Origin of the sequence: Sodalis sp. RH14, assembly GCF_047324285.1 — a bacterium.
Taxonomy (GTDB): Bacteria; Pseudomonadota; Gammaproteobacteria; order Enterobacterales; family Enterobacteriaceae; genus Acerihabitans.
In genome coordinates this window covers 630,991-657,685 of the sequence record NZ_CP178739.1, presented here as the reverse complement: position 1 = coordinate 657,685, position 26,695 = coordinate 630,991, and the positions used below count along the sequence as shown (strand labels likewise).

Sequence of the window (26,695 nt, the reverse complement as noted above, 5' to 3'; positions counted from 1 at the left end):
AACCAGAGAGAACCCGATTGCGCCCGATTATCATCCTATTGCTGGGGTGGCTGCTCGCCGCCCCGTCATTCGCCGCCGCTTTTCCCGACGAAGCCCAGGTTAAAAAAGAACTTCAGCAGGCGGAAGCGAATAAGGGCGCGGCGAATCAAGCGGAAATCATCGACGCCCTCCAGGGCGCGCTTTCGTCTATCAACGACGGCAAGGTATCCGCCGCGCGCGCCGGACAATATCGCAGCGCCATCGACAATTTCCCTCAACTGACGCGGGAACTGCGCGATCAACGCGACAGCGAACCGGACAAAGCCGCCGACGTCAGCGGCAAACTCTCGCTAAGCGAACTGGAGCAGCGCGTGCTGCAGACCAGCAGCGACCTACAGGAACTGGCGCGTCAACTGCAACAGGAGCAGGAACAGGCCCGGGAAATCAGCGACTCGCTGGGCCAGTTGCCGCAACAGCAAACCGAAGCGCGCCGGGCCCTGAGCGATAGCGAACAGCGGCTGCAGGCACAGAACGCCAGCGCCGCCACGCCGCTGGCGCAGGCGCACCTCATGCAGATCCAGGCGGAAGCCGCCGCGCGGCGGGCGCGGGTCAACGAACTGGAGCTGGCGCAACTGAGCGCCAACAACCGCCAGGAACTGTCGCGCCTGCGGATGGATATGCTGAAAAAACGCCATGACCGGGTGGATATGGACCTGCAGGCGCTGCGCTTTCGGCTCAACAGTCTCCGCCAGCAGGAGGCGGAGCGCGCGCTGGAGCGCACCGAACAGCTGGCGGAGCAAAGCGGCGACCTGCCCGCCGTCATCACCAGCCAACTGCAGATAAACCGCGAACTGTCGGTGGCGCTTAACGAGCAGGCGCAGCGTATGGATTTAATCGCCTCCCAGCAGCGCCAGGCCGCGGCGCAGGCGCTGCAGGTCAGGCAAGCGCTGAGCACCCTGCGCGAGCAGGCGCAATGGCTGGGGGATTCGCCGGCGCTCGGCGAGACGCTGCGCGCCCAGGTGTCGCGCCTGCCGGATCTGCCCAAACCGCAGCAGCTCGACAGCGATATGGCCCAGCTGCGCGTAAGCCGCCTGCATTATGAAGATCTGATGAACAAACGTCCCCAGCTGGATCAAAGCAAGCAGGACGACGGATCGCCGCTGACGCCCGAGCAGCGGCGCATCCTGGACGCGCAGCTGCGTACCCAGCGCGAGCTGCTCAATTCCCTGTTGTCCGGCTACGATAACCAGATACTGGAAATGACGAAGCTCAAGGTAGCCAACAGCCAGCTGGTGGACGCCATGGCGGAAATCCGGGAAGCGGCGCACCGCTATCTGTTCTGGGTGGCGGACGTCAGCCCGGTCACCCTCGCGTTTCCGCTCCACGTGGCCCAGGATCTCAGGCGTTTGGTCTCGCTGGATACCGCCACCCAGCTCAGCGGCGCCATGGTCATGATGTCGACCAGCCAGGAGACGCTGATCCCGCTGTTCTGCGCCATCGCGCTGGTCGGTTTCAGCATCAGTTCCCGCCGTCATTACCACGCCTTCCTCGAGCGCTCGGCCAGTAAGGTCGGCAAGGTCAATCAAGACTATTTTTACCTGACGCTGCGCACCGTGTTCTGGTCGATAGCCGCCGCCCTTCCCCTGCCGGTGCTGTGGGCGGCGCTGGGCTATGGCCTGCAGCATGCGTGGCCTTATCCGGTGGCGGTAGCCATCGGCGACGGCGTGATCGCCACGGTGCCGGTGCTGTGGCTGTTTATGGTCAGCGCCCACTTTGCCCATGCGCGCGGTCTGTTTATCGTGCATCTAGGCTGGCCGGAGAAACGGGTGGCGCGGGCGATGCGTTATTATTCACTGGCCATCGGCCTTATCGTGCCGCTGATCATGGCCCTGATCACCTTCGATAATCTTAATGACCGCGAATTCTCCAGTACCCTGGGCCGCCTGTGCTTTGTCCTGCTGTGCGCGGCCCTAAGCCTGGTGACCAGCAGCCTGAAACGGGCCGGCATCCCGCTTTACCTGGATAAATCCGGCACCGGGGACAACGTGGTCAACCGCACCCTGTGGAACCTGATGCTGTGCGCGCCGCTGGTCGCGGCGATTGCCGCCCTGCTAGGCCATCTCGCCACGGCGCAGGACCTGCTGGCGCGGCTGGAAACCTCGGTGGCGATCTGGTTTTTCCTGCTGGTCATTTACCATATCATCCGCCGCTGGATGTTTATCCAGCGGCGGCGCATCGCCTTTGAGCGCGCCAAGCAGCGCCGCGCGGAAATGCTGGCGCAACGCGCCCGTCACGAGGAGGATTTGTCGCCGTCGCAGCTTTCCGAAGCCGCCGCCGAAGTGGATGAGCCGATAGTCGACCTGGACGTTATCAGCGCCCAGTCGCTGCGTCTGGTGCGATCCCTCCTGACGCTTATCGCCCTGGTGTCGGTTATCTGGTTATGGTCGGAGATTCATTCGGCGTTTGCCTTCCTGGAAAATATCCAGCTGTGGGATGTGAGTTCCACCATCAAGGGCGAGGAAGGGATCCAGTCGATTTCGCTGGCCTCGGTGCTGGTCGCGGTGCTGGTGCTGATCATCACCACCCAACTGGTCAGGAACCTACCGGCCCTGTTGGAACTGGCCCTGCTGCAGCATCTGGTGCTGACGCCGGGCACCGGCTATGCGATTACCACCATCACCAAATATATGCTGATGCTGATTGGCGCGTTGATCGGTTTTTCGTGGATCGGCATCGAATGGGCGAAATTGCAGTGGCTGGTGGCGGCGCTCACCGTCGGCCTGGGCATCGGGCTGCAGGAAATTTTCGCCAATTTTATCTCCGGCCTGATCATCTTGTTTGAAAAACCGATCCGCATCGGCGATACCGTGACCATCCGCGACCTGACCGGCAATATCACCCGCATCAATACCCGGGCCACCACCATCACCGATTGGGATCGCAAAGAAATTATCATGCCGAATAAGGCTTTTGTCACCGAGCAGTTTGTTAACTGGTCCCTATCGGATTCCGTCACCCGTATCGTGCTGACCATCCCGGCGCCTCCGGACGCCGACAGCGAAGAAGTCACCCGCATCCTGACCCAGGCGGCGCAGCGCTGTCCGCTGGTGCTGGATAACCCGGCGCCGGAAGCCTATCTGGTGGATTTACAGCAGGGGATTATGCTCTTCGATCTGCGGGTGCACGCGGCGGAAATGGGCCACCGCATGCCGCTGCGCCATCAGCTGAACCAATTGATTCTTGAAGGCTACCGCGAACACGGCCTGGAAATGCCGTTCCCGCCTTTCCAGGTGCGCATGGAAACCGCCAAAGGCGCGACGACGTTCAGATCCGGGTCCCTGTAGCCGCGCAGGACAGGTTCTTTCCCGCCGGCCTGATGTCACGGGCGCGGCGGCGGCGCGCCATGCCCGTTGTTGAGCCGGGGACGGCCCTCAGGCCCGCTCGACCGGGAATGCGATAACCTCGGACAGGCTGTCCGCCTTCAGCGCCAGCATCACCAGCCGGTCCACCCCCAAGGCCACCCCGGAGCATTCCGGTATGCCGTGCGCCAGCGCCGCCAGCAGGTTTTCATCAATGGGCTGCTGCGGCAAGTTCAGCGCGGCGCGCTTGTGGTTATCCTGGGTAAACCGCTGGCGTTGCTCCGCGGCGTCGGTGAGCTCGCGAAAACCATTAGCCAGTTCAATACCTTTGAAATAGGCTTCAAAACGATCGGCCACCCGGTGGTCTTCGGTACTGATTTCCGCAAGCGCGGCCTGGGTGGCGGGAAAATGGTAAACGAACGTCGGTTTATCACGCCCGATGTGGGGTTCCACGCCCATGGCAAACAATAACTGCAGCAGGGTATCGCGATCCTCCTCGACCGTGGCAATGCCGGACAGCTCGAGTTTGGCGGCGGCCTCGCACAGCTGCGCCTTGTCGGCCGACAGGGGATCGATGCCGATATGACGGATAAACACCTGCTGATAGGACAGGGTTTCCGCACTGTCGCAATCAAGGATTTGCTGGAGCAGATCGTCCACTTCGTTCATCAGGCGGTACATATCGTAGTGGGGGCGATACCATTCCAGCATGGTGAACTCGGGATTATGGTGCCGGCCGGATTCCTCGTTGCGAAAACTGCGCCCTATCTGGAATATTGGCCCGCTGCCGGCCGCCAGCAGGCGTTTCATATGGTATTCAGGACTGGTCATCAAATAGAGCGGCAGCCCCTGCGCCGCGCCCGGCCCGACATAATGCGTCTGAAAGGGCACCAGATGAATATCGGTGACGGTGGCCTGGCTCATGGCCGGCGTTTCCACTTCGAGTAACCCGCGGTCGGTAAAAAACCGCCGGAGCTGGGTCATCACCACCGCTCTTTTTAATAGATTAGCGATGGGGGCGCTCGGTAACCAGCTTGCCATTTCGCTCATAACTTTTTCTCCCGTTAAACAGGGGATGAAGTCTACCTTTATCCGTTCAGGCAGACAAACCTAGTTCAATCCGGTCGCCTGCATCGTCCGCGGGTTGCCGCTTTACCGCCTGCATACCGCCAATGGGTGTACACTTACCGTTCAGGCAGGCTATTGATGGAGTATGTATGTCCCTATGGAGAACCGTCGCGCTGGTCGCCTCGTCCTTGCTGTCGCTATCGTGCAGCGTCAACCCGCCGTCGGGCGTCCGGCCGGTGGAGAAGTTCGATGTTAACCGCTACCTGGGCACCTGGTATGAAATCGCCCGGCTGGATCACCGTTTCGAAACCGGACTCGATCATGTCACGGCGCAGTATAGCCTGCGGGACGACGGAGGCCTCGACGTCATCAATAAAGGCTATTCCCCGGCCACGCAACGCTTCCGGCAAAGCAACGGCAAAGCCTATTTCCTGGCTTCGCCGCAGCGGGCCTCGCTTAAGGTCTCGTTTTTCGGCCCTTTTTATGGCGGCTACCATGTGATCGCGCTGGATGAAGGCTATGATTACGCCCTGGTCTGCGGCCCCAACCGCGATTATCTCTGGATCCTGGCCCGCGCCAAAACGCTGCCGCAGGCCACGCGCGACCACCTGGTCGCTACCGCCGCCCGGCTGGGTTTTGCGGTGGACCGGCTTATCTGGGTGGATCAATCCTGAAACGGCCTAATGCGACAGCTTCAGGCACAGGATCCCCAGCATAATCATCGCCAGGCTGGCGATGCGCAGCCAATGTGCGGGTTCACCCAGCCACAGCATGCCGACGATAACCGTGCCGACCACGCCTATCCCGGTCCAGACGGCATAGGCGGTACCCACCGGCAGCGTGCGCATGGCCAGGCCCAGCAGCGTGATGCTGATGATCATCGCGATAAGCGTCACCACGCTTGGCAGCAGGCGGGTAAATCCCTCGGTATATTTCAGGCCGATGGCCCAGACAGTTTCCAGCAGGCCGGCGAGGATAAGTAATAACCATGACATGTGAGACGACCTCATAACGATGGGGTCGTCCCCAGAAGAAAAGACAGCTTACCAGGTCGTCCTGCTAAGGAAGGATAATCTTATGCCGCCGTTAGCAAAATGACCAATGAATTTAATTAATCGATTAGTTAAATGTGACGAAACGGTCATTTTAATCAAAATGACCGCGTCATAGTCCGACACCGCTGTCACTATCGGTTCTCATTCCCCGATAACCCGCTGACAGCGGCTATTTCACCAGGATACAGAGGCATTAGCTGAATACAGCCGTGTATATTACTGTGCAGCCCGCTGTACGGCCTGTCCGCCTGCCGAAATATCTTCACCGGCGCCGCGGGTGGTATTACAAGCCGTTAATGAGGACAACACCAGAACAGATAAAAGGGCAATTATACTTTTCTTCAACATAACGATTTCCTTTTGTAGAATCACTTTTTGTCTAAATGAAATAGCACTGCTGTGGATAAAAGCTTGCCTTTTAAGCATAGTAAAAAACCGGCAAAACATACTAAACATATGGCCGGTTGCGCACTTTTAGGACTATTTACTGGAAAATGTCCTGGATGTTGGCTGCACGATGTCTGCGAGCTACTTGCTGGCACCACGCGTAATAGCGCCGCCAAGGTGTTGCACATCTTCACCGAAGCCGCGCGCGGTATTGCAACCGCTCAGCGTCGCCGACATGACTAATGAGATAACGATCAGTTTAACTGTTTTTCCTAACATAATCGCCGGATTCCCCGCACGCCTGAAAACGCCCGGCCTGCCCTGACCCTGATAACGCCTCAGGGCATGCCGGTTGAACGGTTATTTGATGCGGGATACGTATTCGCCGGAGCGGGTATCCACTTTGATCACTTCGCCAATCTGCACGAACAGCGGTACTTTTACCACCGCGCCGGTGGTCAGGGTGGCGGGCTTGCCGCCGGTGCCGGCGGTGTCGCCCTTCAGGCCCGGGTCGGTCTCGATGATTTCCAGCTCGACAAAGTTGGGCGGCGTGACGGCGATGGGCTCGCCGTTCCACAGGGTCAGCACGCATTCGGCCTGCTCAACCAGCCATTTGGCGGCGTCGCTCACCGCTTTCTTATCGGCGGCCAGTTGCTCAAAAGTCTCGTTATTCATAAAATGCCAAAACTCACCGTCGTTGTACAGGTAAGTCAGGTTCATATCCATGACATCGGCCGCCTCGACGGAATCACCGGATTTAAACGTTTTTTCCAGCACCTTGCCGGAAATCAGTTTACGGATGCGCACGCGGTTGAACGCCTGGCCTTTGCCCGGTTTTACGAATTCATTATCAATGATCGCGCACGGCTCGCCGTCCTGCATGATTTTGAGACCGGAACGGAATTCATTGGTACTATAAGACGCCATGGTGGTCCTCTTAATATTACGTGGTCGTTAAGCCAAAAAAATGGCAGATATTGTAACCCGAAACACCCCAACTAGAGAAGATTGGTTGCGTCAACTTGCCGATGTCATTACCGATCCCATCGAACTTTTGCAACAATTGCAACTCAGCGACCATCCGGACCTGCGCGATGGCGCGGCGGCGCGGCGGTTATTCCCGTTACGGGTGCCCAGGGCGTTCGTGGCGCGCATGGAGCCGGGCAATCCGGCCGACCCGCTGCTGCGACAGGTCCTCACCCTACGCGAGGAATTTCTGCAGGTGCCCGGTTTCAGCACCGATCCGCTGGAAGAACAGCAATCCGTAGTACCGGGCCTGCTGCATAAATACCGTAACCGCGCCTTGCTGCTGGTCAAGGGCGGCTGCGCGGTTAACTGCCGCTATTGCTTCAGGCGCCATTTCCCCTATCAGGATAACCAGGGCAACCGGGCCAATTGGTCAGGGGCGCTGGAGTATATCCGGCAGCACCCGCAGCTGAACGAGATTATTTTTTCCGGCGGCGATCCGCTGATGGCCAAGGATCATGAGCTGGACGAGCTTATCGGCCAGCTGGAAGCCATTCCCCATCTGCGCACCCTGCGCATCCATACCCGTTTGCCGGTGGTTATCCCGGCGCGCATCACCCCCGCTCTTTGCCGGCGCCTGGCCGGCAGCCGTCTCAATGTCGTGCTGGTCACCCATATCAATCATGCCAACGAGATTGACCGGCCGCTGCGCGAGAGTATGACACACCTGCGCATGGCGCAGGTGACGCTGCTCAACCAAAGCGTGCTGCTGCGGGGGGTAAATGATAACGCCGATACGCTGGCGACCCTGAGCGAAACGCTGTTTGACGCCGGCATACTGCCTTATTATCTGCATGTTTTAGATCGGGTACAGGGCGCGGCGCACTTTATGGTGGATGACCATGAAGCCCGGGAGATTATGCAGCAATTACTGTTGAAGGTCTCGGGCTATCTGGTGCCGCGGCTGGCGCGGGAGATCGGCGGGGAAAACAGCAAAACCCTGCTTGATTTAAAACTACGCCAGCGCTAAGCCGTGCTTCCCGACGCCGCCGGGCGGCATCAGGAAGCCAGCGGCTACGGGCATTTATAGACCTGGCCCTGGATCTTGCTGTCCAGCGGGGCAAAACTCGAGAGATAGGTTTCCGTAAAGCCGACCGGGCTGGCGGCCTTATAAATAACGTTGCCGCCCATGGCCGCCGCTTTATTGCGCAGATCGTTGGCCGCGCCGCGCATGGAGCTGCCTTCGCCGCCCTGCCCCGACAACCAGTTGCTTTGCGTGCCGGTAACCGTGCCCAGCGCCTGGCAATTACTGCCCGGCTGGTCTTCGGTGAACTTCACCGACTGCCCCGCGGCGGACAGTTCATTAGTAGTGGCACATCCCGCTAATAATAAAGTGCCCGCACCAAGACAGAGTAAAAATTTGATTCGCATCGTTATCCTCGAATAGTGATATGTCCGGCAAAAATTTTGCTGTGCGCCATATTTTCCCTTGGGCAACCGTCAGCGCATAAACCGCTGTTTACCCTGCCCATACCGCTACCTGTTTATACCTTAAAAACGGTCCGGTTGATAATTTTTTGCCAAAAAAAAACCCCGGCAAGCCGGGGTTTTTTAACGCTATCAGCGCAACAGGGGCATTACATCATGCCGCCCATGCCGCCCATACCGCCCATGCCGCCACCGGCGCCACCCAGATCTGCTTTGTCTTCACGCGGCAGATCGGTGATCATACATTCGGTGGTGATCATCAGGCTGGCAATAGAGGCCGCATACTGCAGCGCGGAACGGGTTACCTTGGTCGGATCCAGGATACCCATTTCGATCATGTTGCCGTATTCTTCGGTTGCCGCGTTATAGCCCATGTTACCGTTGCTGGCTTTAACGTTGTTGGCAATCACGGACGGTTCTTCACCGGCGTTGGCCACGATTTGGCGCAAAGGCGCTTCCATGGCGCGACGGGCAATCTTGATGCCGACATTCTGGTCTTCATTGTCGCCACGCAGATCGGTGATGCTGTTGGCTACGCGAATCAGCGCTACGCCGCCGCCGGCAACCACGCCTTCTTCCACGGCCGCACGGGTCGCATGCAGGGCATCTTCCACGCGGGCTTTTTTCTCTTTCATTTCAACTTCAGTCGCGGCGCCCACTTTAATCACGGCAACACCGCCGGCAAGTTTAGCAACACGTTCCTGCAGTTTTTCACGATCGTAGTCGGACGTGGCGTCGTCACGCTGCTGGTTGATTTGGGCAACCCGGCTTTCGATGACGGCTTTATCGCCGATACCGTCGATGATGGTGGTGGTGTCTTTGGTGATGACGACACGTTTCGCCTGGCCCATATCTTCCAGGGTGGCTTTTTCCAGTTCCAGGCCGATTTCTTCAGAAATCACGGTACCGGCGGTCAGGACGGCGATGTCCTGCAGCATGGCTTTACGACGGTCGCCGAAGCCCGGGGCTTTGACAGCCGCAACTTTAACGATGCCGCGCATGGTGTTGACCACCAGGGTCGCCAGGGCTTCGCCCTCAACGTCTTCAGCGATGATCAGCAGCGGTTTGCCGGCTTTGGCAACGGCTTCCAGTACCGGCAGCATTTCGCGGATATTGGAGATTTTTTTATCAGCCAACAGGATGAACGGGCTTTCGAGTTCGATAGCGCCGGTTTCCGGTTTGTTGATGAAATAAGGGGAGAGGTAGCCACGGTCGAACTGCATACCTTCAACCACGTCCAGCTCGTCCTGCAGGCCTGAGCCTTCTTCAACGGTGATAACGCCTTCTTTGCCTACTTTCGCCATGGCTTCAGCGATAAGTTTACCCACGGTTTCGTCGGAGTTGGCGGAGATGGTGCCTACCTGGGCGATGGCTTTGGAGTCAGAGCAAGGTACGGACAGTTTTTTCAATTCTTCGACGGCGGCGATAACCGCTTTGTCGATACCCCGTTTCAGGTCCATCGGGTTCATGCCAGCGGCAACGGCTTTCAGACCTTCATTGACGATGGATTGAGCCAGAACGGTGGCGGTGGTGGTGCCGTCGCCCGCAGCGTCATTCGCTTTGGAGGCAACTTCTTTCAACATCTGGGCGCCCATGTTCTCGAACTTGTCTTCCAGTTCGATTTCACGCGCCACGGACACGCCGTCTTTCGTGATGACAGGCGCGCCGAAGGATTTGTCCAGCACCACGTTGCGGCCCTTGGGACCCAGGGTGACTTTGACCGCGTCTGCCAGAATGTTCACGCCGCGCAGCATTTTGATGCGGGCTTCGTTACCGAATTTTACGTCTTTAGCTGCCATTTGAATTTCCCTTAAATTCGTTCAGTTCAGATGATTACGCGAGAATTACGCCTCGACGATGGCCAGAATGTCGCTTTCGGACATGATCAAGACTTCTTCGTTATCGATCTTTTCTACTTTCACGCCATAGCCGTCGTTGAAAATCACGATATCGCCGACTTTCACATCCAGTGCTTTGATTTCACCGTTTTCGAGGATGCGGCCATGGCCGATTGCCAGCACTTCGCCACGGGTGGATTTACCCGCCGCGGAACCGGTCAGAACGATGCCGCCAGCCGATTTTGATTCAACTTCTTTACGCTTGACGATAACGCGATCATGTAATGGACGAATTTTCATTGAAAGCTCTCCTTAAGAAAGTCCGTATCTGTTTCGGGATGAATGCCGGGCATGCCCTCATGCCCTGCCTCGTGGTGATTAAGATGGGGGCGTTCGGTTACGCTTCAAGGGGAAAAAAAAGAATTTTTTTGCCTGAGCGGCTGTTTTTTAGCCGCCGTAAATAAAACCTCAGTATTTTCATTGCGTTAAAAAGCAGCCTGTGCCAAAAAAATTAACATCTATTTATCATCTTCGGGCCGGTGTTCGATGGCGTCGCGCGGAATATCCTTACGTTTGTACTCGCCCTCGAAGGTATCGCCGCCCGCATCATGGGAGGCAAAACCGCCGGCCGCGCCGCGCTGGAACCGCAGGTGGGGCAGCAGTTTCAGGGTCAGTGAATTCTGCACCGGCGGCAGCAACAGCAACAGGCCGAGAAAATCGGTAAAAAAGCCGGGCAACAGCAGCAGAAATCCCGCCAGCAGGATGGAGACGCTTTTGATCATTTCAGCGGCCGGGCTTTCGCCGTTGGCCATCTTGATCTGCATCTGGCCCAGGATCTTCAGCCCCTGGGTACGCACCAGCGACACGCCGATAAACGAGGTCAGCACAATCAGCAGCAGCGTAAAAAGCACGCCGATGACATGCGCGACTTGTATAAAAATCGTGATCTCTATATAGGCCACGAGAAATATCAGTAATAAGGGTATCCAACGCACCGAATTCTCCTTGGGTTGACTGGCCCGGCGCGGGCGCCTCATTGGATGCTGGCGGACGGCGGCGGGCTGATGACAAAAACGTGCCTGTGGTTATGGTATCCTGAAGCGCGGGTGTCGGCGCGGGTTATTTACCGCACTTTACATCACGCGGACTTGCCGCGCGCCCTGCCGGCACCCAGGCCGGACGAATGGCAAGCCATTAAAATAATTCTGTTAGATAATCGTGATCAACTTAATAGCGTCAGTGTTTAAGCAGCATATAATGATGAGCACAAGTGCATTGTCAGTGCAACGCGCTGGATAATAAAATTAATCTGAAATTATCCAGCGTCAATCGTTAAAAACATCGCTTATTAAGGAAGTACCCATGGCGAATACCATTCGTATAGAAGAAGACCTGTTGGGAACACGTGAAGTTCCTTCTGAAGCTTATTATGGCATCCACACGCTGCGCGCCATTGAAAACTTCTATATCAGCAACACCAAAATCAGCGACATTCCCGAATTCGTTCGCGGCATGGTGATGGTGAAAAAGGCGGCCGCGCTGGCCAACAAGGAGCTGCATACCCTGCCGCGCGCCATTGCCGATACGATAGTCGCCGCCTGTGACGAAGTACTGGATAAAGGCCGCTGCCTGGATCAGTTCCCCATCGACGTTTTCCAGGGCGGCGCCGGCACGTCGGTAAACATGAATACCAATGAGGTGCTGGCGAATCTCGGCCTGGAGCTGATGGGCCATCAAAAGGGGGAATACCAATACCTTAACCCCAACGATCACCTGAATAAATGCCAGTCGACCAACGATGTCTACCCTACCGGCTTCCGTATCGCGGTCTATATTTCCATCCTCAAGCTGGTCGAGGCGGTGGGCCAGCTGGGAGAAGGGTTCGAGCGCAAGGCGCAGGAATTCGCCACTATCCTGAAAATGGGCCGCACCCAGCTGCAGGACGCCGTGCCGATGACCCTCGGCCAGGAATTCCATGCCTTTACCGTGCTGCTGAAAGAAGAAAATAAAAACCTGCTGCGCACCGCCGAGCTGCTGCTGGAAGTGAACCTGGGCGCCACCGCCATCGGCACCCGGCTGAACACGCCCGACGGCTACCAGGCGCTGGCGGTGCAGAAACTGGCGGAAATCAGCAACCTGCCCTTGCTGCCGGCGGAAGATCTTATCGAGGCGACCTCCGACTGCGGCGCTTATGTCATGGTGCACAGCGCGTTAAAGCGCCTGGCGGTAAAACTTTCCAAAATCTGTAACGATCTCAGGCTGTTGTCCTCCGGTCCGCGCACCGGTCTTAACGAAATCAACCTGCCGCAGTTGCAGGCGGGCTCGTCCATCATGCCGGCCAAGGTCAATCCGGTGGTGCCGGAGGTGGTCAACCAGGTGTGCTTCAAGGTTATCGGCAACGATACCTGCATTACCATGGCGGCCGAAGCCGGTCAGTTGCAGCTGAACGTGATGGAGCCGGTTATCGGGCAGGCGATGTTTGAATCGGTACATATCCTGACCAACGCCTGCTTTAACCTGCTGGATAAATGCATTAACGGCATTACCGCCAATCGGGCGGTATGCGAAGCTTATGTGTTCAACTCCATCGGCATCATCACCTACCTCAACCCGTTTATCGGCCACCATAACGGCGATATCGTCGGTAAAATCTGTGCCGAAACCGGTAAAAGCGTGCGTGAGGTGGTGCTGGAGCGCGGGTTGCTGACGCCGGCCGAGCTGGATGACATCTTTTCGCTGGAAAACCTGATGCATCCGACCTATAAAGCCGTACGCTATACCGATGACAACGAGTAGCCGCGGGTAGCCTCTTGCGTTTTTCATTGCTGTCGCCGTAGCGCCGGCCGGGTTATACTGCCGGTCGGCGCTATACCGCGAGGTTGTCATGGCAGCAAAATTCCCGGCAGGAAAACGTATCCCGGCAGCCGATCCCGGCGCCGCGGACACGACTGAAACCCAAACATCTGAAAACAGCTCCACCGCATGCGGCGCCGCTGAAAACGGCATCATCATCATCCTTTGCACCGCCCCGGATAAAACCACCGCGCAGGCGCTGGCGGGCACCCTGCTCGGCGCGAAGCTGGCCGGTTGCGTCACGCTGCTGCCGGGGGCGACCTCGTTTTATTTCTGGGAAGGCAAGCTGGAACAGGAAGACGAAGTGCAGATGCTGATAAAAAGCCATGTCCGCCATCAGCAAGAACTGATTGCCTGCATTAAAAAACACCATCCTTATCAAACTCCGGAGTTACTGGTATTACCCGTCCAGGGTGGCGATCCAGATTATCTATCATGGCTCAACGCGTCCTTACACTGATCCTGCTGGCATGGCTGGGCATCGGCCTGCCGCCGCCCGCCGCCGCCGCGCTGTTCGGCAATTCGCCGGCCACGACCTTTGTGCCGGCCGACCAGGCGTTTAGTTTTGATTTTCACCAGCAGGGCGCCGATTTGGCGCTGAGCTGGCAGATCCGCCCCGGTTATTATCTTTACCGCCAACAAATCAAGCTGGAACCGGCCGGCGCCCGGCTGGGCGACCCCGCCATGCCCACAGGGCTGAACCATCACGATGAATTTTTCGGCGACGTGCAAATCTATCGCACCAGCCTGCGGTTAAACGTACCGCTGCTGGACGCGTCCGGCGGCGCGACGGTGCGGGTTACCTACCAGGGCTGCGCCGACGCCGGTTTTTGCTATCCGCCCGAGACCCGGGTAGTGCCGTTATCGGCGGTTGCCGGCAGCGGCGCCCCTTCCGCACCGGCGGCGATAACGCCGTCCCGGCCGCCGGACGCCGGCGCCCTGCCCTTCTCCCCGCTATGGGCACTGCTTATCGGTATCGGCATCGCCTTTACGCCCTGCGTGCTGCCCATGTATCCGCTGATTTCCGGCATTATCCTCGGCGCCGGCACGGCGCGGCTCAGCACCGGACGGGTGCTGGCGCTTGCCGGGGTGTATGTTCAGGGCATGGCGATGACCTATACCGCGCTCGGCATGGCGGTGGCCGCCGCCGGGCTGCGGTTCCAGGCCGCATTGCAGCAGCCCGCGGTGCTGATCGGCCTGTCGGCGCTGTTTATCCTCCTGGCGCTGTCCATGTTCGGGTTATTTACCCTGCAACTGCCGGTGGCGCTGCAAACCCGCCTGACGCTCTGGAGCAATCGGCAGCGGGGCGGCGCCTTGCCCGGCGTCTTTATCATGGGCGCGCTGGCGGGGCTGTTTTGCTCGCCCTGCACCACCGCGCCGCTCGGCGCTATTTTGCTGTATATTGCTCAAAGCGGTAACCTGGCCGTCGGCGGCGCGACGCTTTATCTGTATGCCCTGGGCATGGGGATCCCGCTGATCCTGGTGGCGGTGTTCGGCCACCGCCTGCTGCCGCGCGGCGGCCCGTGGATGCAGCAGATCAAACAAGGCATGGGTTTTGTTATCCTGGCGCTGCCGGTGTTTTTGCTGGAGCGCGTGTTTGGCGATACCTGGGGACTGCGGCTGTGGAGCGGGCTGGCGGTCGCCTTTTTCGCCTGGGCGCTGCTCGCCAGCCGGGAGAGCCGTTTTCGCGGCGCCCGACTGCTGCAAATGATCCTGCTGGTGCTGATGGTCGTGGCGGCCAGGCCGCTGCAGGACTGGGCATTTTCGCCCACGGCGGGCGTGAATGCCGCCGTGGACGGCGCGGCGCCCGTCTTCAGGCGCGTCGCCACCAGCGCGCAGATTAACCAGGCGCTGAACGCCGCGCCCGACAGGCCGGTGATGCTGGATTTGTATGCGGACTGGTGCGTCGCCTGTAAAGAATTTGAAAAATACACCTTCCCCGCCGATGGGGTGAAACGTCAGCTTGCCAAGCTGACGTTATTACAGGCGGATGTCACGGCCAATTCGCCGGAGCAACAGGCCCTGCTCAAGGAGTTGCGGGTGTTGGGCCTGCCCACCATCCTGTTTTTCGACCGCCAGGGACGGGAAATTCCTGGCTCAAGGGTAACCGGCTTTCTGGATGCCGATGACTTTCAGCGCCATTTGCAGAAAGTCGCCCCATAACCGACACTAGGGACTGGCAACCGCAAGCTTTTAGGAGGCATACGTGCAACGCGAACAGGTACTGGATTATGCGTTGAACCTTTTGGAACAAAAAGGTTTTACCCTCGTTTCACTGGAGATGCTTGCCGACGGCCTGGCGATTCCGCGCGCCGAGCTTGAGCAGTACTGGCCGGACCGGGAGGCGCTGCTGCTGGACTGCCTGCGCTATCACGGCGAGCAGGTGGACGGCTGGCGCAGCCAGTTGCTGCTGGATGCGACCCTTGACCCGCAGCAAAAGCTGCTGGCGCGCTATAAGGTACTGGACGAGCAGGTGCGCCAGCAGCGTTACCCCGGCTGCTTGTTTGTTGCCGCCTGTAGTTTTTATCCGGCCGCCGACCATCCGATCCATCAGTTGGCCGAACGGCAAAAACAGGCGTCCTACGCCTACACCCGCGAACTGCTCGACCAGTTGGAAACCGATGATCCCACCATGGTGGCGCAGCAAATGGAACTGATCCTGGAGGGTTGCCTGAGCAAGCTGCTGGTGAAGCATCAGCTCCAGGATGTGGCCGTGGCGCGCCGTTTGGCGGAGGATATCCTGCGGCTGGCGCTGTGCCGTAAAAACGGCGCGTTGAGCTGAATTGCGCGCTCTTTTGCCTGAAAAGTCAGCGATTGAGTGGGGTTACGCATAAATCCTCAATAAATCCATTGACGAACAGCGGTCAATACGGTTTAATGCGGCGCGTTGCCCGGATAGCTCAGTCGGTAGAGCAGGGGATTGAAAATCCCTGTGTCCTTGGTTCGATTCCGAGTCCGGGCACCATGAATTAAAGAAACCAGCTTAGCAGCTGGTTTTTTGCTTTCTGGCGTCTGGACTCTCCATCGAACGGCGTTCGATGACTCGCCTCATCCCTGAGGCTCGCCCTGCGGGCCAGCGCTAAAGCGCTGTGCAAAAACGCTCCCGGCGTTTTTGTCCGAGTCCGGCGATAATCTACGTTCCACCAGCCACCGCGCCAGCGCCTGGCCGTACCCGCACAGCAGATGGGCATCGGGCTCAAAGCGAGGCGAGGTCATGGGCCGGTCATCCACGGTCAGACTGGCCCGCAGATGAGATGTGAGGGCATCGTCCATCTAGGGGGTGATGGACTGAACGGCGTTGGTCTTACCGGCCATACTGGGTTACCGACGGACCTGCCGATGACAAGTCTGGCTGAGGCCACGGAAAAGCTGGAAAGGTACAGCATCGCTGGAAAATTGAAACGTTCCCTAAGGTTATAAAGTCCGGATGTCAGGCAGAGCGCTCCAGACTGGGTTCGGCAGAGCGGCTGACAAATTGACTCTGTTGTTACTGCATCCTGAGCTGGCGGATATACGGGTTTACAAGGTTAAGCAGAGAAATGCCCGCCGCTCCGGCAAAACTTGCTTGCAGCGAAACAGAGAGAAAATACTGGGCACGATGGTTAAAGACAGGACGCAAGTCATGTCATCATCTACTCTCAAAAAAATAGTGCAATGCTATTTGACCTGACCTAGAAAAAGCCAACCCCATTAATTTTGGCAGGCTTATATTGTTTCGCCAAATTCAATGGTTTTTACCTGATATTGCCGCTGAACATACCTTCACGGAAAACCCTTGCGGCTGGATCAGTGGTAAATAAAACCAGATCGGTATTTTGTTCCACTTTTATAGTATGTGCCCCATTGTCGCTGATGATGACGCTTTCACCACTCTCGAGTTCAATATCGCCAATTTTTGCTCGCCCCTCGAAAACATAAAGTATTCTCGTAACGCCAAGGACGGGAATGTTCGGCAAAGATAGCTCTTCATTCTGGCTCAGGCGAGCATCCTGCAACCAGGTTTGGGACCGGAAGATCAATGGCGCATTTTCTGGCCCAGCGATCAATCTCCAGGCATGTTCACTGTACGGCGTGCCAAAATCATGGAACTGGACCTGAGGCCTTAGATTGCTCTGAGCAGGGCGCACAAAAATTTGCAGGCACTGCATAGAATCGCCATGCTTACCCAAGATGCGCTCTTCGTGTTGAAAAGTATGGCCCGCATTCATCAGCATCAGACGCGAATTTGAGATCTTTTCTTCATTACCCACGGTGTCGAGATGCAGCATTTCCCCTTTACGCACATAAGTCAGGATTTCATCGTCTTTATGTGGATGCATAGAGATAACTGTACCCGGCTTTATATTCGCATGGTCAATACGACCTATGGCGCCAATGCCACTATCATCAGATTGCTGCACCATACCCGGCCAGAGGATTTCGATACCAAAACCACCTGAACCATGACGGTGTTTATTACTACGAAAAATTTTTTGCATATTGCCCATGATGATTCCTTATTACGGCGCGACCAGCCAGGAAGTGGTTAACGAGGCTAAATTGCTATCGCAATAGTTGAATTTATTGTCCACGCCCAAACTTACTGGAATGACTCCATGAGGACCTGAACCAGTTTTTCACCTTCAGGCGTGGCCCAGCTACCAGCCAGCTCAGCAATGAGCTGATTAGTGGTGGTAAGCGTAATGCCGTTCTTATCCATACGGCGCAGCGCGATGTCATCCGCCATTTTGGTTGGAGATGCGCCTGCATCTGCAACAACCTGGATGTCAAAACCCTGTGCGGCGAGCGTTAGGGCTGGGTACACGGTGCAGACATCATTAGTGACGCCAGCAATGATCAATTTCTTTCTTCCCGTCGCCTTAACCGCCGCGGCAAATTTCTCATCATCCATAGCGTTGACGATGCCCATGCGTTTGATGCGCGCCTTGAATTCTTTTGGAATAATTGTTTCCAGTTCTTCAAGCAATGGCCCCTGCGCATATTCTTCCATGCTCGAGGTCAACACGACGGGCATATCCAGAATGGCAGCCGATTTTGCCAGCATCAGAGCATTACGTTTAAGTTCTTCGAAAGGCATCGATTTTGCCCAGCCCATCGTACCAACCTGATGATCAATCAACAGCATGGCGGAATTGTCAGCGGTAAATCTTTCAAAGCTCATCAGTATTATCCTATTGTTTAATAATGTTTTTATGCAGGTGCATTTGTTACCACATCGCAAGGATTTTGTTAATTCGGTGCGAATGACTAAATTATAGGCTGCCAATTTTTGGAATAAATAGCTAAAATTAGAATTAAACATTCCACTGATGGAACAATGTATATGGAGCTTCTGAATCACATGTCTTACTTCGTTGAAGTCGTTAAAGCTAAAAGCTTTCGCGGCGCGGCGGAGTCGTTAGGCATGCCAAACTCTACGCTTTCTCGCAAGATTGGGGAGCTGGAAAAGACCATTGGCCTGCGGTTGTTACATCGAACAACGCGCAAGATAGAACTGACTGAAGCGGGCCAGATTTATTATGAGCGCTGCCGACGTATTGTGGATGAAGCCCGACTTGCGCATGAACAACTGGGTACCATGTTGGCCAATCCTGAAGGTTTGCTAAGAATCTCACTGCCGGCTGATTTTGCCATCGTGGTTCTGACACCGATCATCTGCCAGTTCTCTGAGCGTTATCCTGGCATCAGCTTTGATTTCGACCTTACTCCCCGAAATGTCGATCTGGTGTCGGAACCCTTCGACCTCGCCATCCGGATGGGGGCGCTGCCCGACTCAGGACTAATAGCGCGTAAACTGGGTGCATTACCTCGTTATGTTTATGCTTCTCCACAATATATTGCGGCAAAAGGCACTCCTGACACACCACAAGCCCTGTCTGAACATGAATGCCTTGTCATGCGCCCGGAAAAAACCGCGAGCTGGCATCTCTATCATGGCGGGGAAAAGGTGAGTGTTCGGACTTCCGGGCGTTTCCAGATGAACAGCATCGGGATGATGCGCCGCCTGGCGACGATGGGGATAGGGGTAGCGGTGTTGCCAGAACTCATCGTTGCAGACGATGTTAAACGTAATGATTTAACAAGGATATTAGCGCCCTATGAAGCTGAAGCGGTGACAATCTATGCATTGACGGAAACACGTTTGTTACCTGCCAAAGTTCAGGTATTTATCGAGTACCTACGTGAACATTTAAAATGAAAGGTGGATGATTTAGGGCTGCAATCTTACGCCGCCCGGCAAAAATTAAGATGAGAGAAAGTACCTGTCACTTTTAACAGAAACTGATATAGGTCGTAAAATTGAGATGAGTATAAAGGCAAGTAAAATTAAGGGAATGAAAAACCGTCCTATTTCCTGATGATAGAGAGCGACCAGAACGGCTGCAGTCACAATAAGTCATGCCGTAACCAGAGTCGCTTACCCCCACATGTTTAAAATAAGAAACTGTGGGGCCAATAATGTTCACAACAAAACCGGTTATAAAAGCCACAACAATCAACCCTAAAACGTCATCTTCTACTATCATGGTGTTAATGTTCATCCTGATGAAAAAATTTATTCAGCCAAAAAACTGACATGAATGACCCAAATGATTTATTTTTAATATTTCCTTCATAGCGGGCTAATAGATTCAGGAATGCTGCGGAGCAGATACTATCTTATATAGTGATGGTTTTATTATTCCATAAATGGAAAACACAATTCCGTAATATGAACGTCTAAAAATAAAAATATGTTCTAGCATTTTAAAGGTAAGCCATAGCCAACTATCAATGGAGCAATAACCATGAGTGATAAGAACGCCCGCCCAGTCGCAGTGATTGCCGGAGCAGGAGCCGGGAATGGACAGGCTCTGGCAAAACGTTTTTCAGACGCTGGATATAGTGTTGCCCTGCTAGCGCGTAGCCTCGAAAAAACTCAGGAACTGGCGAATAAGATCAGTAATGCCAAAGCCTATGCATGTGATGTAGGAGACCAGACATCTGTAGTTACGGCATTTAGCGCCATTCATAAAGAGCTGGGGCATGCGGAAGTGTTAATCTTCAACGCCGGTTCCGGTGTTTTTGCCGACGTTGAATCCATCACGCCGGAACAGTTTGAATCGGCATGGCGAGTCAATGCCTATGGAGCGTTGCTGTGCGCGCAGCAAATTATTCCTCTAATGAAGGCTAATCAAAAGGGCGATATTGTTTTCATTGGCGCGACGGCATCCCGCCGTGGCGGCGCTAATACAGCGGCATTTGCGCCAGCTAAAGCAGCACAGCATAGTCTGGCTGAATCCATGGCACGTAAGTTATGGCCAGAAGGCATTCATGTTTCAGTTGTGGTGATTGACGGTATTGTTGATCTACCTAAGACACGTGAAAGCATGCCTGACAGACCTGAAGATGAATTTGTTGCTCCGCAAGCAGTAGCCGAGGCCGCCTACTTTATGACGACTCAGCCCAGGAAAGGTTGGAGTTTTGAGACGGAAGTCAGGCCGTGGCGCGAGACGTGGTAAGCGTAGCTCGCCTGGCATTGATTGCTTACTAAGCCTAAACCCCATCTGCTTTGTTAAACAGCACAATGGCTGGCCAGATGGATATTAATTATACAGAACCCGTAACGCCAATGTCATTACGATTTATATATATTGAGGGGGAATCGAACCGAAGGAACGAACCGGACTTATTTCCGTACTACCGACCCACTCTCATGATCTACAAGCAAAAATACGGGTCAACCTGCGGATCTTGACAACTGGCAGGGATAAAATTTATTAAGGAATTCAACTTAATAGAAAACTGGATGACCCCGAGTCGGGCACCATGATGTAGCGAATCCAGCTTAGCAGCTGGTTTTTTGCTTTCTGGCGTCTGGACTCTCCATCGAACGGCGTTCGATGACTCGCCTCATCCATGAGGCTCGCCCTGCGGGCCAGCGCTGACGCGCTGTGCAAAAACGCTCCCGGCGTTTTTGTCCGAGTCCGGGCACCACCATTTCTTTTTTATGCTTTCTTATGAATCCATATATCTTAAATTCAATAGGTTAGCGTAAGAACCCTTTCCGATACGTTTTGATTTATCCCTAGGTATCTGGAAAATGTGGGGTCAAATTGCGGGTCATTCAGTGCGATGAATGGGGTGACCCTCACATGGCTCTGACTGACTGGACTGCCCCCGTTTTACGCAAAATCTAAGGTAACAATTCAAGCAATTCGTGAGTTACACATGCGCAGATTATGTAAAATACAAATTCACTCACCCATCCTTTGATTGAGAATTTAAGCGACTTAATGAGGCGCCATGGACTTGAAAAAACTTGGTTTAGTAAACCCCCTGGACGACAAATTTCCGGCATATGTCTGGGCCAGGATAATCTAAAGAAAACTATAATAAAAAAACATCCAATCATTGAAGTATAAGGTGCAGACCGTCCCAAAGGCGTAGTCATTTTTATTACTAGCCAAAATAGCGTACCAAAAAATATTAAGGCAGCGACTACTGAAATTAGGTACTCTATCAGCAAGTATGCGTTAAGCAATCTTGGTCGCCGCATTAGAGATATCTGAGCAATATTGCAACCGTATAGATAATAGACTACCACCAGGCCGACCAGGAAAGTCGACCCCTTGCTTAACTTCGCATGTGGTAATATGCATAAAAGAAGAGACCCCCAGAAAGCAAAAAGGAACAAGCCAGACCAATTTAATGCTAACCGAGGTTGCAACACAAAATTAAAAATAACGGGATTAAGTCTTGTAACTAATTCAGGATATTTGTATTTAAAAAAAGAGGCTTGCTTGTGCATATCAGCGACTAGATTTGGCGTCAACCTCGTCCAGAATGGCAATGATTGGCGTTCACTCAGTAATAACTGATTAGCAAGACGCACACTACAACTTGCCGATTCACTGTCCACCTGTATGCGTTTCCAGACCCTCGCCAGCTCAGTCTGCCGCATTTGTGTTTCAATTGCCTGTACCACGAATGGCTGCAACATTGGATAGGTGTTATTTTTTTCCCAGCCCCACCCTAGCCTCTTAGAAACTGTTTCGATATCTCCTTCAATTATCCCTGGCTGATTAGCCAGCGCCATGGCGAAATGTTGGTGAAATTGCTGTTGCTGCTCCAGGTTTCCATTTCGAGTAATTTGCGTCCACAAACGATCCAATGCCGGCAATCCCACCATTTCATTATGCACGACGTCTTTGGCTACTTGAGCGACATCGTCTAATGTATAAGGCATTGGAGACACCGGAACATGCAGCCACGGTGTCCCTGCGCAATTGCTGCCACAAATCTCCAGTTCAACCGAATTCACTATTGGTTGCTTTATTTTTTTCTCTGAAATGTCTAAAGGTATCAATGATAAATTGGGCTGAGCCGCTAATGCCTTTGCCTGCTCAAAGGCTTCGCGTAACTGCTGATAGCCTTTGGGATCACGGTCAGGCCGATGCAATTTTAATTGGTGTGCATAGGTGCGCCGAATCAGCGCCAGATCTTCAGTGGGCGCAATGTTCAGAATCGTCCAGATATCCATTATGACGTTCCATCGTCAAGGCGATCGAGGGCTGCCTCTACTCGCTGTCGCGTAAGGGCAATTTGGCGCGGGTCCTGGCTGTCTAACGCCTGCTCGAAAGCAGTGATAACCGTGTCAGCCCACTGCCGCTCATCACCAAGCAGGACATTGAAGAGCCGAGCTCCACGGTCAAGAAGAGCGCGGTTGATAGGATTGTCTCGGGGGTTTTGTTTCAGATTAGATAGCCTCTGCAAACTTTCTGCGATTTGTTTTTCACTCATTTGCCCAGGAACTTTTTCGATGACCATACATATCGGCACAGTTGCATCATCATGGCTACATTGAATTTCTAATAGGCCATCAACGGTGTAGGTGAAACGCACGTCTAGGGAAACCTCCTCTGCCTTTTTCGGCGGTACCTCTACCGACATTTCACCCAGGAAGACATTGTCCTTTACCCGACGCGCCTCACCTTGAAAGATTTTGACCAGCACAACCTTTTGATTGTCAAATACAGTGCAAACACGTTTCATGATGCTTACCGGTAGGAACGTGTTGCGCTCAATTAAAGGCAGGAAAAACCCTTCCTCCAGCTGTCCAGAATGTTGCTTGGCAATTTCTATGCCTAGTGTAAAAGGCATGACATCAGTGAGAATAATTTCTTCTACCGCACTGTCAGCCATAATCATGCCAGCCTGCACGCCGGCACCGAGAGCAACAGCTTCATCAGGGTTGAGATCATATCGGGGGAATCGGCCAAATAATCGCGCCACTGTTTGGCGAATCAACGGCATGCGGGTAGCACCTCCGACCAGCAGAATATGATCGAGATCGGATAGTGAAAAACGCGCATCGTGGAGCGCCTGCATAATAGGTTGCTGTAATCTCTCAAGTAAAGGTTGACAGGATTGTGCAAACTGGTGTTCATCTAAAGACCAAAGCCACTCTTTTCCGCCCCATGTCAACTCTGCTTTACCATTACTATTGAGAGATATGCTCCGTTTCATGGCCTCCGCCTGTGCCAGAAGGCTTGGATGTATCTGGGGGATGTATTGCTCAAGGTCGGGATGAACCTCTAACATCCATCGGCAAATTGCCTCACTGAAATCATCACCGCCGAGCATCACATCACCACAACTGGCACGAACTTCCACTACGCCTTCAAACATATCGATAATGGAGACGTCAAATGTGCCACCACCTAAATCGAAGGTCAGGTATTTCTGTTCATGATTTTCGAGAAGACCGAAAGCTAAAGATGCAGCGGTCGGTTCGTTAAGCAAACGCACAACATTGAGTCCAGCAAGCTGACCCGCGGTTTTAACCGCCCTGCGCTGCACATCATTGAAATAGGCCGGAACGGTTATTACCGCATCAGTAAATGATCCTTTATTCCAGGTTTCCACATCCTCTTTCAACTGACGTAAAAGAAGTGCGGAGATTTCTTCCGCTCGAAAGCTTAAATGACCTATTTGAATTTTGGTGGATGAACCCATATGGCGCTTGAAGCTCGCCTTAGTCATATGGGGATGACTGATTAATCTGGCATATGCACTCTGCCCTATAAGAATATTGCCATGGTCATCAAGGCCAACAACTGATGGCGTCAGTAAATGACCGTGCCTGTTGGGAACCAGAACCGGACGCCCATCCAGCCATAGGCTGGCTGCACTGTTCGTCGTACCAAGATCAATCCCTAATACTTCCCTTACTGTCATTCTTTGCTCCCGAAATTCCTTTTATAGAAAACATGCCAAGAATAAGCATTAAGCTCAGATTAAACAATAAGTCGTGAAAAATTTATCCTTATCGAGAGCAAAGCATAATCATTAAATACAATTATTAAATGATTATATTTGATTGTTATAAAACGAGCTATATATTCATTATCCAACTAATCAAAAAGGTTGTGTAATCGCATTTAAGCAGAATATTTAAAATCTAGGTACAAATTAAATTTTTACTTTCGATTAATTAATAATTTCCTGTATTTTACTATCACAGTAAGCGTCAATTCAGGGCCATATTGATGCTTATTCAGCAGGGATACTGAGGTTCCACGGCAGGAGTTCTGTGATCTTATTGATGGGATGATCCGCGGTAGTCGCCAGTATATGGCGCAGATACGCTTCCGGCTCCACGCCGTTTAATTTGCAACTGCCGATTAGCGTATACATCAGCGCCGCACGTTCGCCGCCACTATCAGAGCCGAAGAACAGATAATTTTTTCGGCACAGGCTCACCCCCGCAGCGCGTTTTCAGCGATATTATTGTCGATCTCCGCCCAGCCATCACCGGCGTAGTGATACCGGCGTAGTAATACAGTGCCGGCCAGTGATTCATCAGATAGTTGAACGCCTTGGCCGTATCGGCCTGACGCGACAGTGTAGTGAGCTTTACCCGAGTCCAGCGCTCCAGACCGATGAGTATCGGCCGGGAGCGCGTTTCGCTCGCCCGCCTTCGTTCTTCGGCCGGACGCCCCCGGATGTCGGCTTCGATTGCGTACAGCTCACCGATCCGGCTCAGGGCCTCGGTAGTGGCCGGCGACGGATGGCGCACATGAATATCATGGATTTTACGCTCCTTACGTGCCGGAGATACCGCAGGCTCTTTGCAAAAGGGAAGAATGCAAATCTTGCCATTGCGGCCGTCGCCCGGGAGCTGGCCGGCTTTATCTGGGATATTGGCCGTCTGGCGATGTCGCTATCGCTGGAGCCACATAACACACTGATGGCATAAGAGAACAAGAAACGAGAGAACCGGCATGATCGAAGAGCGTTTCCTGAAGGCGGCGTAGCCCGGTACAACAGCAACCCACGGCTACGCTTCGCGGCGGCAGGGCAACGCTAATTCGCGTCGTAAGAAAGTGGCAGGCTCAAATGACGGACCTCTGTAATGCGGTATCCAACCCGCGAATATCAGCGTGATCCACCGTCGGATTTACTGCTACGTCGCCCTCAGGAAATTTAGCCTATGAAAAAAAACGGCCACACCAGCGATTTTGGTTTGACACGGAAAGTCATATCAGCGTACGCCCAGCGCCGTCTGTTTTTAACCGAAGCCGTTAGATACCCTGCGTGTCCGTCTGTCATAAGCTGTGCCCACGATCAAGCGAGGCCGACCCGGAGCATTCCGCTCCCTGGCGCTTTAGCCCTCGCCGACCCTTAATTCCGGCTCCGCGGCGCAAATCGCAGCGAGGAAATCGATAAATTGCCGCACCCGGGAGGGCATGCGCCGTCCGGCGGCGGTAACGGCGTTGATCGGAAAGGGCGCCGGCGCATGCCGGTCCAGAATTCGTACGACCTCGCCGGAGGCCAGCACATCCGTAAACAACCAACTCGCGTGATGGGCGATGCCGAGGCCCGCGAGAACCGCGCCGCGGACATGCTCGGCGTCATTGGTGCGAAACGCTCCCCCACCGTCGACCGTGACCTGCCGGCCGTCTACGTGGAAACCCCAGCCAATAATATCGCCCTGGTAGACATAGCCGATACGCTGGTGGTTACGCAGTTCGTCTAACGTTTGCGGCGTACCGTGTTGGGCTAGATAGCTGGCGGAGGCCAGGGTTATCATCCGCATGTCGCCGATGCGCCGGGCGACGAGTGCTGAATCCGAAAGCCGACCGATACGGATCGCGACGTCTATTCCCTCCTCGATGAGGTCAACGTGCCGCCCGGAAACTTCCATCTCGATCGCGACGTCGGGAAAACGACTCCTGAAATCCAATAGCCGGGGAATAACGAACATCCTCCCGAAGGCTGGCGCGAGGGTCACGCGAACCAGCCCTGAAGGGGCCGACTGCCCTTCAAGGATTCTCTCTTCGACAACGTCGAGATCCTGAAGGATGCGGACGGTGGCCTCGTAATAGTCCTGTCCTGCGGGCGTCACGGCAAGGGCACGGGAATTTCTCGCGATAAGTTGTGTCCCGAGCCGCGCTTCAAGCGCTGCGAGCTGTTTGCTGACGGTCGGCTGGCTGACGTTGAGGTCCCGCGCTGCCTGTGAAAAGCTTCCGCTTTCGACGACACGTACGAACATCCGCATCGTGTCCAACTTATCCACCATTTTCATTCCCCAGAAGAATAGAAGACATTACCGTTCCGATCTTACCTTATTGTTTATACGACGTAGCTCTGCAGGCAAACGCAGATCTTTATGGCCGCCCGCGGAATTCTGACTCCCGACGCAAACCCTCCCATCACC

25 protein-coding genes, 1 tRNA gene and 1 pseudogene are annotated in these 26,695 nt (G+C 54.5%); 11 read left to right on the top strand and 16 right to left on the bottom strand.

The features are described from left to right. Positions 1 to 17: 17 nt before the first annotated feature. Positions 18 to 3,323 (top strand): miniconductance mechanosensitive channel MscM, encoded by a 3,306-nt coding sequence (gene mscM / locus ACL2XQ_RS02855; RefSeq protein ID WP_413740041.1) that lies wholly within the window; start codon positions 18 to 20, stop codon positions 3,321 to 3,323. An 87-nt stretch (positions 3,324 to 3,410) separates the two neighbouring features. Here mscM and epmA read toward each other — a convergent pair whose 3' ends face one another. Continuing rightward, positions 3,411 to 4,388, bottom strand: coding sequence for an elongation factor P--(R)-beta-lysine ligase (epmA, locus tag ACL2XQ_RS02850; RefSeq protein WP_413740040.1), 978 nt, complete (start codon positions 4,386 to 4,388; stop codon positions 3,411 to 3,413). A 167-nt stretch (positions 4,389 to 4,555) separates the two neighbouring features. Here epmA and blc point away from each other — a divergent pair, with 167 nt between their 5' ends. After that, on the top strand, positions 4,556 to 5,080 hold the full coding sequence (blc, locus tag ACL2XQ_RS02845; RefSeq protein WP_413722074.1) for an outer membrane lipoprotein Blc: 525 nt from the start codon (positions 4,556 to 4,558) through the stop codon (positions 5,078 to 5,080). Positions 5,081 to 5,086: 6 nt separating this feature from the next. Here blc and sugE read toward each other — a convergent pair whose 3' ends face one another. From sugE to efp, 4 genes are all read right to left on the bottom strand, one after another. After that, positions 5,087 to 5,401: a quaternary ammonium compound efflux SMR transporter SugE gene (gene sugE / locus ACL2XQ_RS02840; RefSeq protein ID WP_410012170.1), complete on the bottom strand. Its 315-nt coding sequence runs from the start codon at positions 5,399 to 5,401 to the stop codon at positions 5,087 to 5,089. A 276-nt stretch (positions 5,402 to 5,677) separates the two neighbouring features. Then, positions 5,678 to 5,809, bottom strand: coding sequence for an entericidin A/B family lipoprotein (locus ACL2XQ_RS02835; protein ID WP_162364129.1), 132 nt, complete (start codon positions 5,807 to 5,809; stop codon positions 5,678 to 5,680). Between the two features lie 180 nt (positions 5,810 to 5,989). Further along, the gene (locus ACL2XQ_RS02830; protein WP_410012171.1) at positions 5,990 to 6,127 is read right to left on the bottom strand and encodes an entericidin A/B family lipoprotein; all 138 of its coding nucleotides are present in this window, start codon (positions 6,125 to 6,127) and stop codon (positions 5,990 to 5,992) included. An 81-nt stretch (positions 6,128 to 6,208) separates the two neighbouring features. After that, positions 6,209 to 6,775 carry an elongation factor P gene (efp, locus tag ACL2XQ_RS02825; protein ID WP_410012172.1) on the bottom strand — a complete coding sequence of 189 codons (567 nt, stop codon included), beginning with the start codon at positions 6,773 to 6,775 and terminating at the stop codon, positions 6,209 to 6,211. A gap of 40 nt (positions 6,776 to 6,815) precedes the next feature. Between efp and epmB the strand changes: the two genes are divergently transcribed. After that, on the top strand, positions 6,816 to 7,844 hold the full coding sequence (epmB, locus tag ACL2XQ_RS02820) for an EF-P beta-lysylation protein EpmB (RefSeq protein WP_413728902.1): 1,029 nt from the start codon (positions 6,816 to 6,818) through the stop codon (positions 7,842 to 7,844). 44 nt (positions 7,845 to 7,888) lie between these two features. On the opposite strand, the gene ACL2XQ_RS02815 is transcribed toward epmB, so the two are convergent. The 4 genes from ACL2XQ_RS02815 to ACL2XQ_RS02800 all read right to left on the bottom strand — a co-directional run bounded on the left by ACL2XQ_RS02815 (position 7,889) and on the right by ACL2XQ_RS02800 (position 11,135). Beyond that, complete coding sequence (locus tag ACL2XQ_RS02815; RefSeq protein ID WP_410012174.1) at positions 7,889 to 8,245, bottom strand: DUF4156 domain-containing protein; 357 nt, start codon at positions 8,243 to 8,245, stop codon at positions 7,889 to 7,891. Positions 8,246 to 8,451: 206 nt separating this feature from the next. Then, positions 8,452 to 10,101: a chaperonin GroEL gene (gene groL / locus ACL2XQ_RS02810; protein WP_413727196.1), complete on the bottom strand. Its 1,650-nt coding sequence runs from the start codon at positions 10,099 to 10,101 to the stop codon at positions 8,452 to 8,454. 45 nt (positions 10,102 to 10,146) lie between these two features. After that, complete coding sequence (locus ACL2XQ_RS02805; RefSeq protein WP_132925602.1) at positions 10,147 to 10,440, bottom strand: co-chaperone GroES; 294 nt, start codon at positions 10,438 to 10,440, stop codon at positions 10,147 to 10,149. A 218-nt stretch (positions 10,441 to 10,658) separates the two neighbouring features. Then, positions 10,659 to 11,135 (bottom strand): FxsA family protein, encoded by a 477-nt coding sequence (locus tag ACL2XQ_RS02800; RefSeq protein ID WP_410012176.1) that lies wholly within the window; start codon positions 11,133 to 11,135, stop codon positions 10,659 to 10,661. A 367-nt stretch (positions 11,136 to 11,502) separates the two neighbouring features. Here ACL2XQ_RS02800 and aspA point away from each other — a divergent pair, with 367 nt between their 5' ends. The 5 genes from aspA to ACL2XQ_RS02775 all read left to right on the top strand — a co-directional run bounded on the left by aspA (position 11,503) and on the right by ACL2XQ_RS02775 (position 15,958). Continuing rightward, the gene (aspA, locus tag ACL2XQ_RS02795) at positions 11,503 to 12,936 is read left to right on the top strand and encodes an aspartate ammonia-lyase (RefSeq protein WP_410012177.1); all 1,434 of its coding nucleotides are present in this window, start codon (positions 11,503 to 11,505) and stop codon (positions 12,934 to 12,936) included. Between the two features lie 208 nt (positions 12,937 to 13,144). Then, positions 13,145 to 13,453 (top strand): divalent cation tolerance protein CutA, encoded by a 309-nt coding sequence (gene cutA / locus ACL2XQ_RS02790; RefSeq protein WP_410016632.1) that lies wholly within the window; start codon positions 13,145 to 13,147, stop codon positions 13,451 to 13,453. Next, on the top strand, positions 13,429 to 15,156 hold the full coding sequence (locus tag ACL2XQ_RS02785) for a protein-disulfide reductase DsbD (RefSeq protein WP_413740039.1): 1,728 nt from the start codon (positions 13,429 to 13,431) through the stop codon (positions 15,154 to 15,156). Before cutA ends, ACL2XQ_RS02785 begins: the two co-directional genes overlap by 25 nt. Before the next feature lie 43 nt (positions 15,157 to 15,199). After that, positions 15,200 to 15,775 (top strand): division control transcriptional repressor DicD, encoded by a 576-nt coding sequence (gene dicD / locus ACL2XQ_RS02780; protein ID WP_410012179.1) that lies wholly within the window; start codon positions 15,200 to 15,202, stop codon positions 15,773 to 15,775. Positions 15,776 to 15,882: 107 nt separating this feature from the next. After that, positions 15,883 to 15,958: transfer RNA gene (locus ACL2XQ_RS02775), tRNA-Phe, on the top strand. Positions 15,959 to 16,041: 83 nt separating this feature from the next. Here ACL2XQ_RS02775 and ACL2XQ_RS02770 read toward each other — a convergent pair. The 3 genes from ACL2XQ_RS02770 to ACL2XQ_RS02760 all read right to left on the bottom strand — a co-directional run bounded on the left by ACL2XQ_RS02770 (position 16,042) and on the right by ACL2XQ_RS02760 (position 18,154). After that, positions 16,042 to 16,209, bottom strand: coding sequence for a hypothetical protein (locus ACL2XQ_RS02770; RefSeq protein ID WP_413722072.1), 168 nt, complete (start codon positions 16,207 to 16,209; stop codon positions 16,042 to 16,044). Between the two features lie 518 nt (positions 16,210 to 16,727). Further along, positions 16,728 to 17,480 carry a pirin family protein gene (locus ACL2XQ_RS02765; protein WP_413731316.1) on the bottom strand — a complete coding sequence of 251 codons (753 nt, stop codon included), beginning with the start codon at positions 17,478 to 17,480 and terminating at the stop codon, positions 16,728 to 16,730. Between the two features lie 92 nt (positions 17,481 to 17,572). After that, positions 17,573 to 18,154, bottom strand: a complete 582-nt coding sequence (locus tag ACL2XQ_RS02760) for an isochorismatase family protein (RefSeq protein WP_413722070.1) — start codon at positions 18,152 to 18,154, stop codon at positions 17,573 to 17,575. Between the two features lie 162 nt (positions 18,155 to 18,316). Here ACL2XQ_RS02760 and ACL2XQ_RS02755 point away from each other — a divergent pair, with 162 nt between their 5' ends. Both ACL2XQ_RS02755 and ACL2XQ_RS02750 read left to right on the top strand, forming a co-directional pair. Continuing rightward, positions 18,317 to 19,192 (top strand): LysR family transcriptional regulator, encoded by an 876-nt coding sequence (locus tag ACL2XQ_RS02755; RefSeq protein WP_413722069.1) that lies wholly within the window; start codon positions 18,317 to 18,319, stop codon positions 19,190 to 19,192. A 589-nt stretch (positions 19,193 to 19,781) separates the two neighbouring features. Further along, positions 19,782 to 20,495 carry an SDR family NAD(P)-dependent oxidoreductase gene (locus tag ACL2XQ_RS02750; protein ID WP_413722068.1) on the top strand — a complete coding sequence of 238 codons (714 nt, stop codon included), beginning with the start codon at positions 19,782 to 19,784 and terminating at the stop codon, positions 20,493 to 20,495. Between the two features lie 674 nt (positions 20,496 to 21,169). Here the strand turns inward: ACL2XQ_RS02750 and ACL2XQ_RS02745 are convergent. The 3 genes and pseudogenes from ACL2XQ_RS02745 to ACL2XQ_RS02735 all read right to left on the bottom strand — a co-directional run. Continuing rightward, complete coding sequence (locus ACL2XQ_RS02745) at positions 21,170 to 22,516, bottom strand: hypothetical protein (protein ID WP_413740038.1); 1,347 nt, start codon at positions 22,514 to 22,516, stop codon at positions 21,170 to 21,172. Then, positions 22,516 to 24,213: an Hsp70 family protein gene (locus ACL2XQ_RS02740; RefSeq protein ID WP_413722066.1), complete on the bottom strand. Its 1,698-nt coding sequence runs from the start codon at positions 24,211 to 24,213 to the stop codon at positions 22,516 to 22,518. The genes ACL2XQ_RS02745 and ACL2XQ_RS02740 overlap by 1 nt, the downstream gene beginning before the upstream one ends. Positions 24,214 to 24,528: 315 nt before the next feature. After that, positions 24,529 to 25,087, bottom strand: a pseudogene (locus ACL2XQ_RS02735) (IS66 family transposase); the annotation flags it as partial. Here ACL2XQ_RS02735 and ACL2XQ_RS02730 point away from each other — a divergent pair. Continuing rightward, positions 25,055 to 25,234 carry a hypothetical protein gene (locus tag ACL2XQ_RS02730; RefSeq protein ID WP_413723550.1) on the top strand — a complete coding sequence of 60 codons (180 nt, stop codon included), beginning with the start codon at positions 25,055 to 25,057 and terminating at the stop codon, positions 25,232 to 25,234. The pseudogene ACL2XQ_RS02735 and the gene ACL2XQ_RS02730 sit on opposite strands and share 33 nt — an antisense overlap. Positions 25,235 to 25,642: 408 nt before the next feature. On the opposite strand, the gene ACL2XQ_RS02725 is transcribed toward ACL2XQ_RS02730, so the two are convergent. After that, complete coding sequence (locus ACL2XQ_RS02725) at positions 25,643 to 26,557, bottom strand: LysR substrate-binding domain-containing protein (protein ID WP_413727203.1); 915 nt, start codon at positions 26,555 to 26,557, stop codon at positions 25,643 to 25,645. Positions 26,558 to 26,695 lie beyond the last annotated feature (138 nt).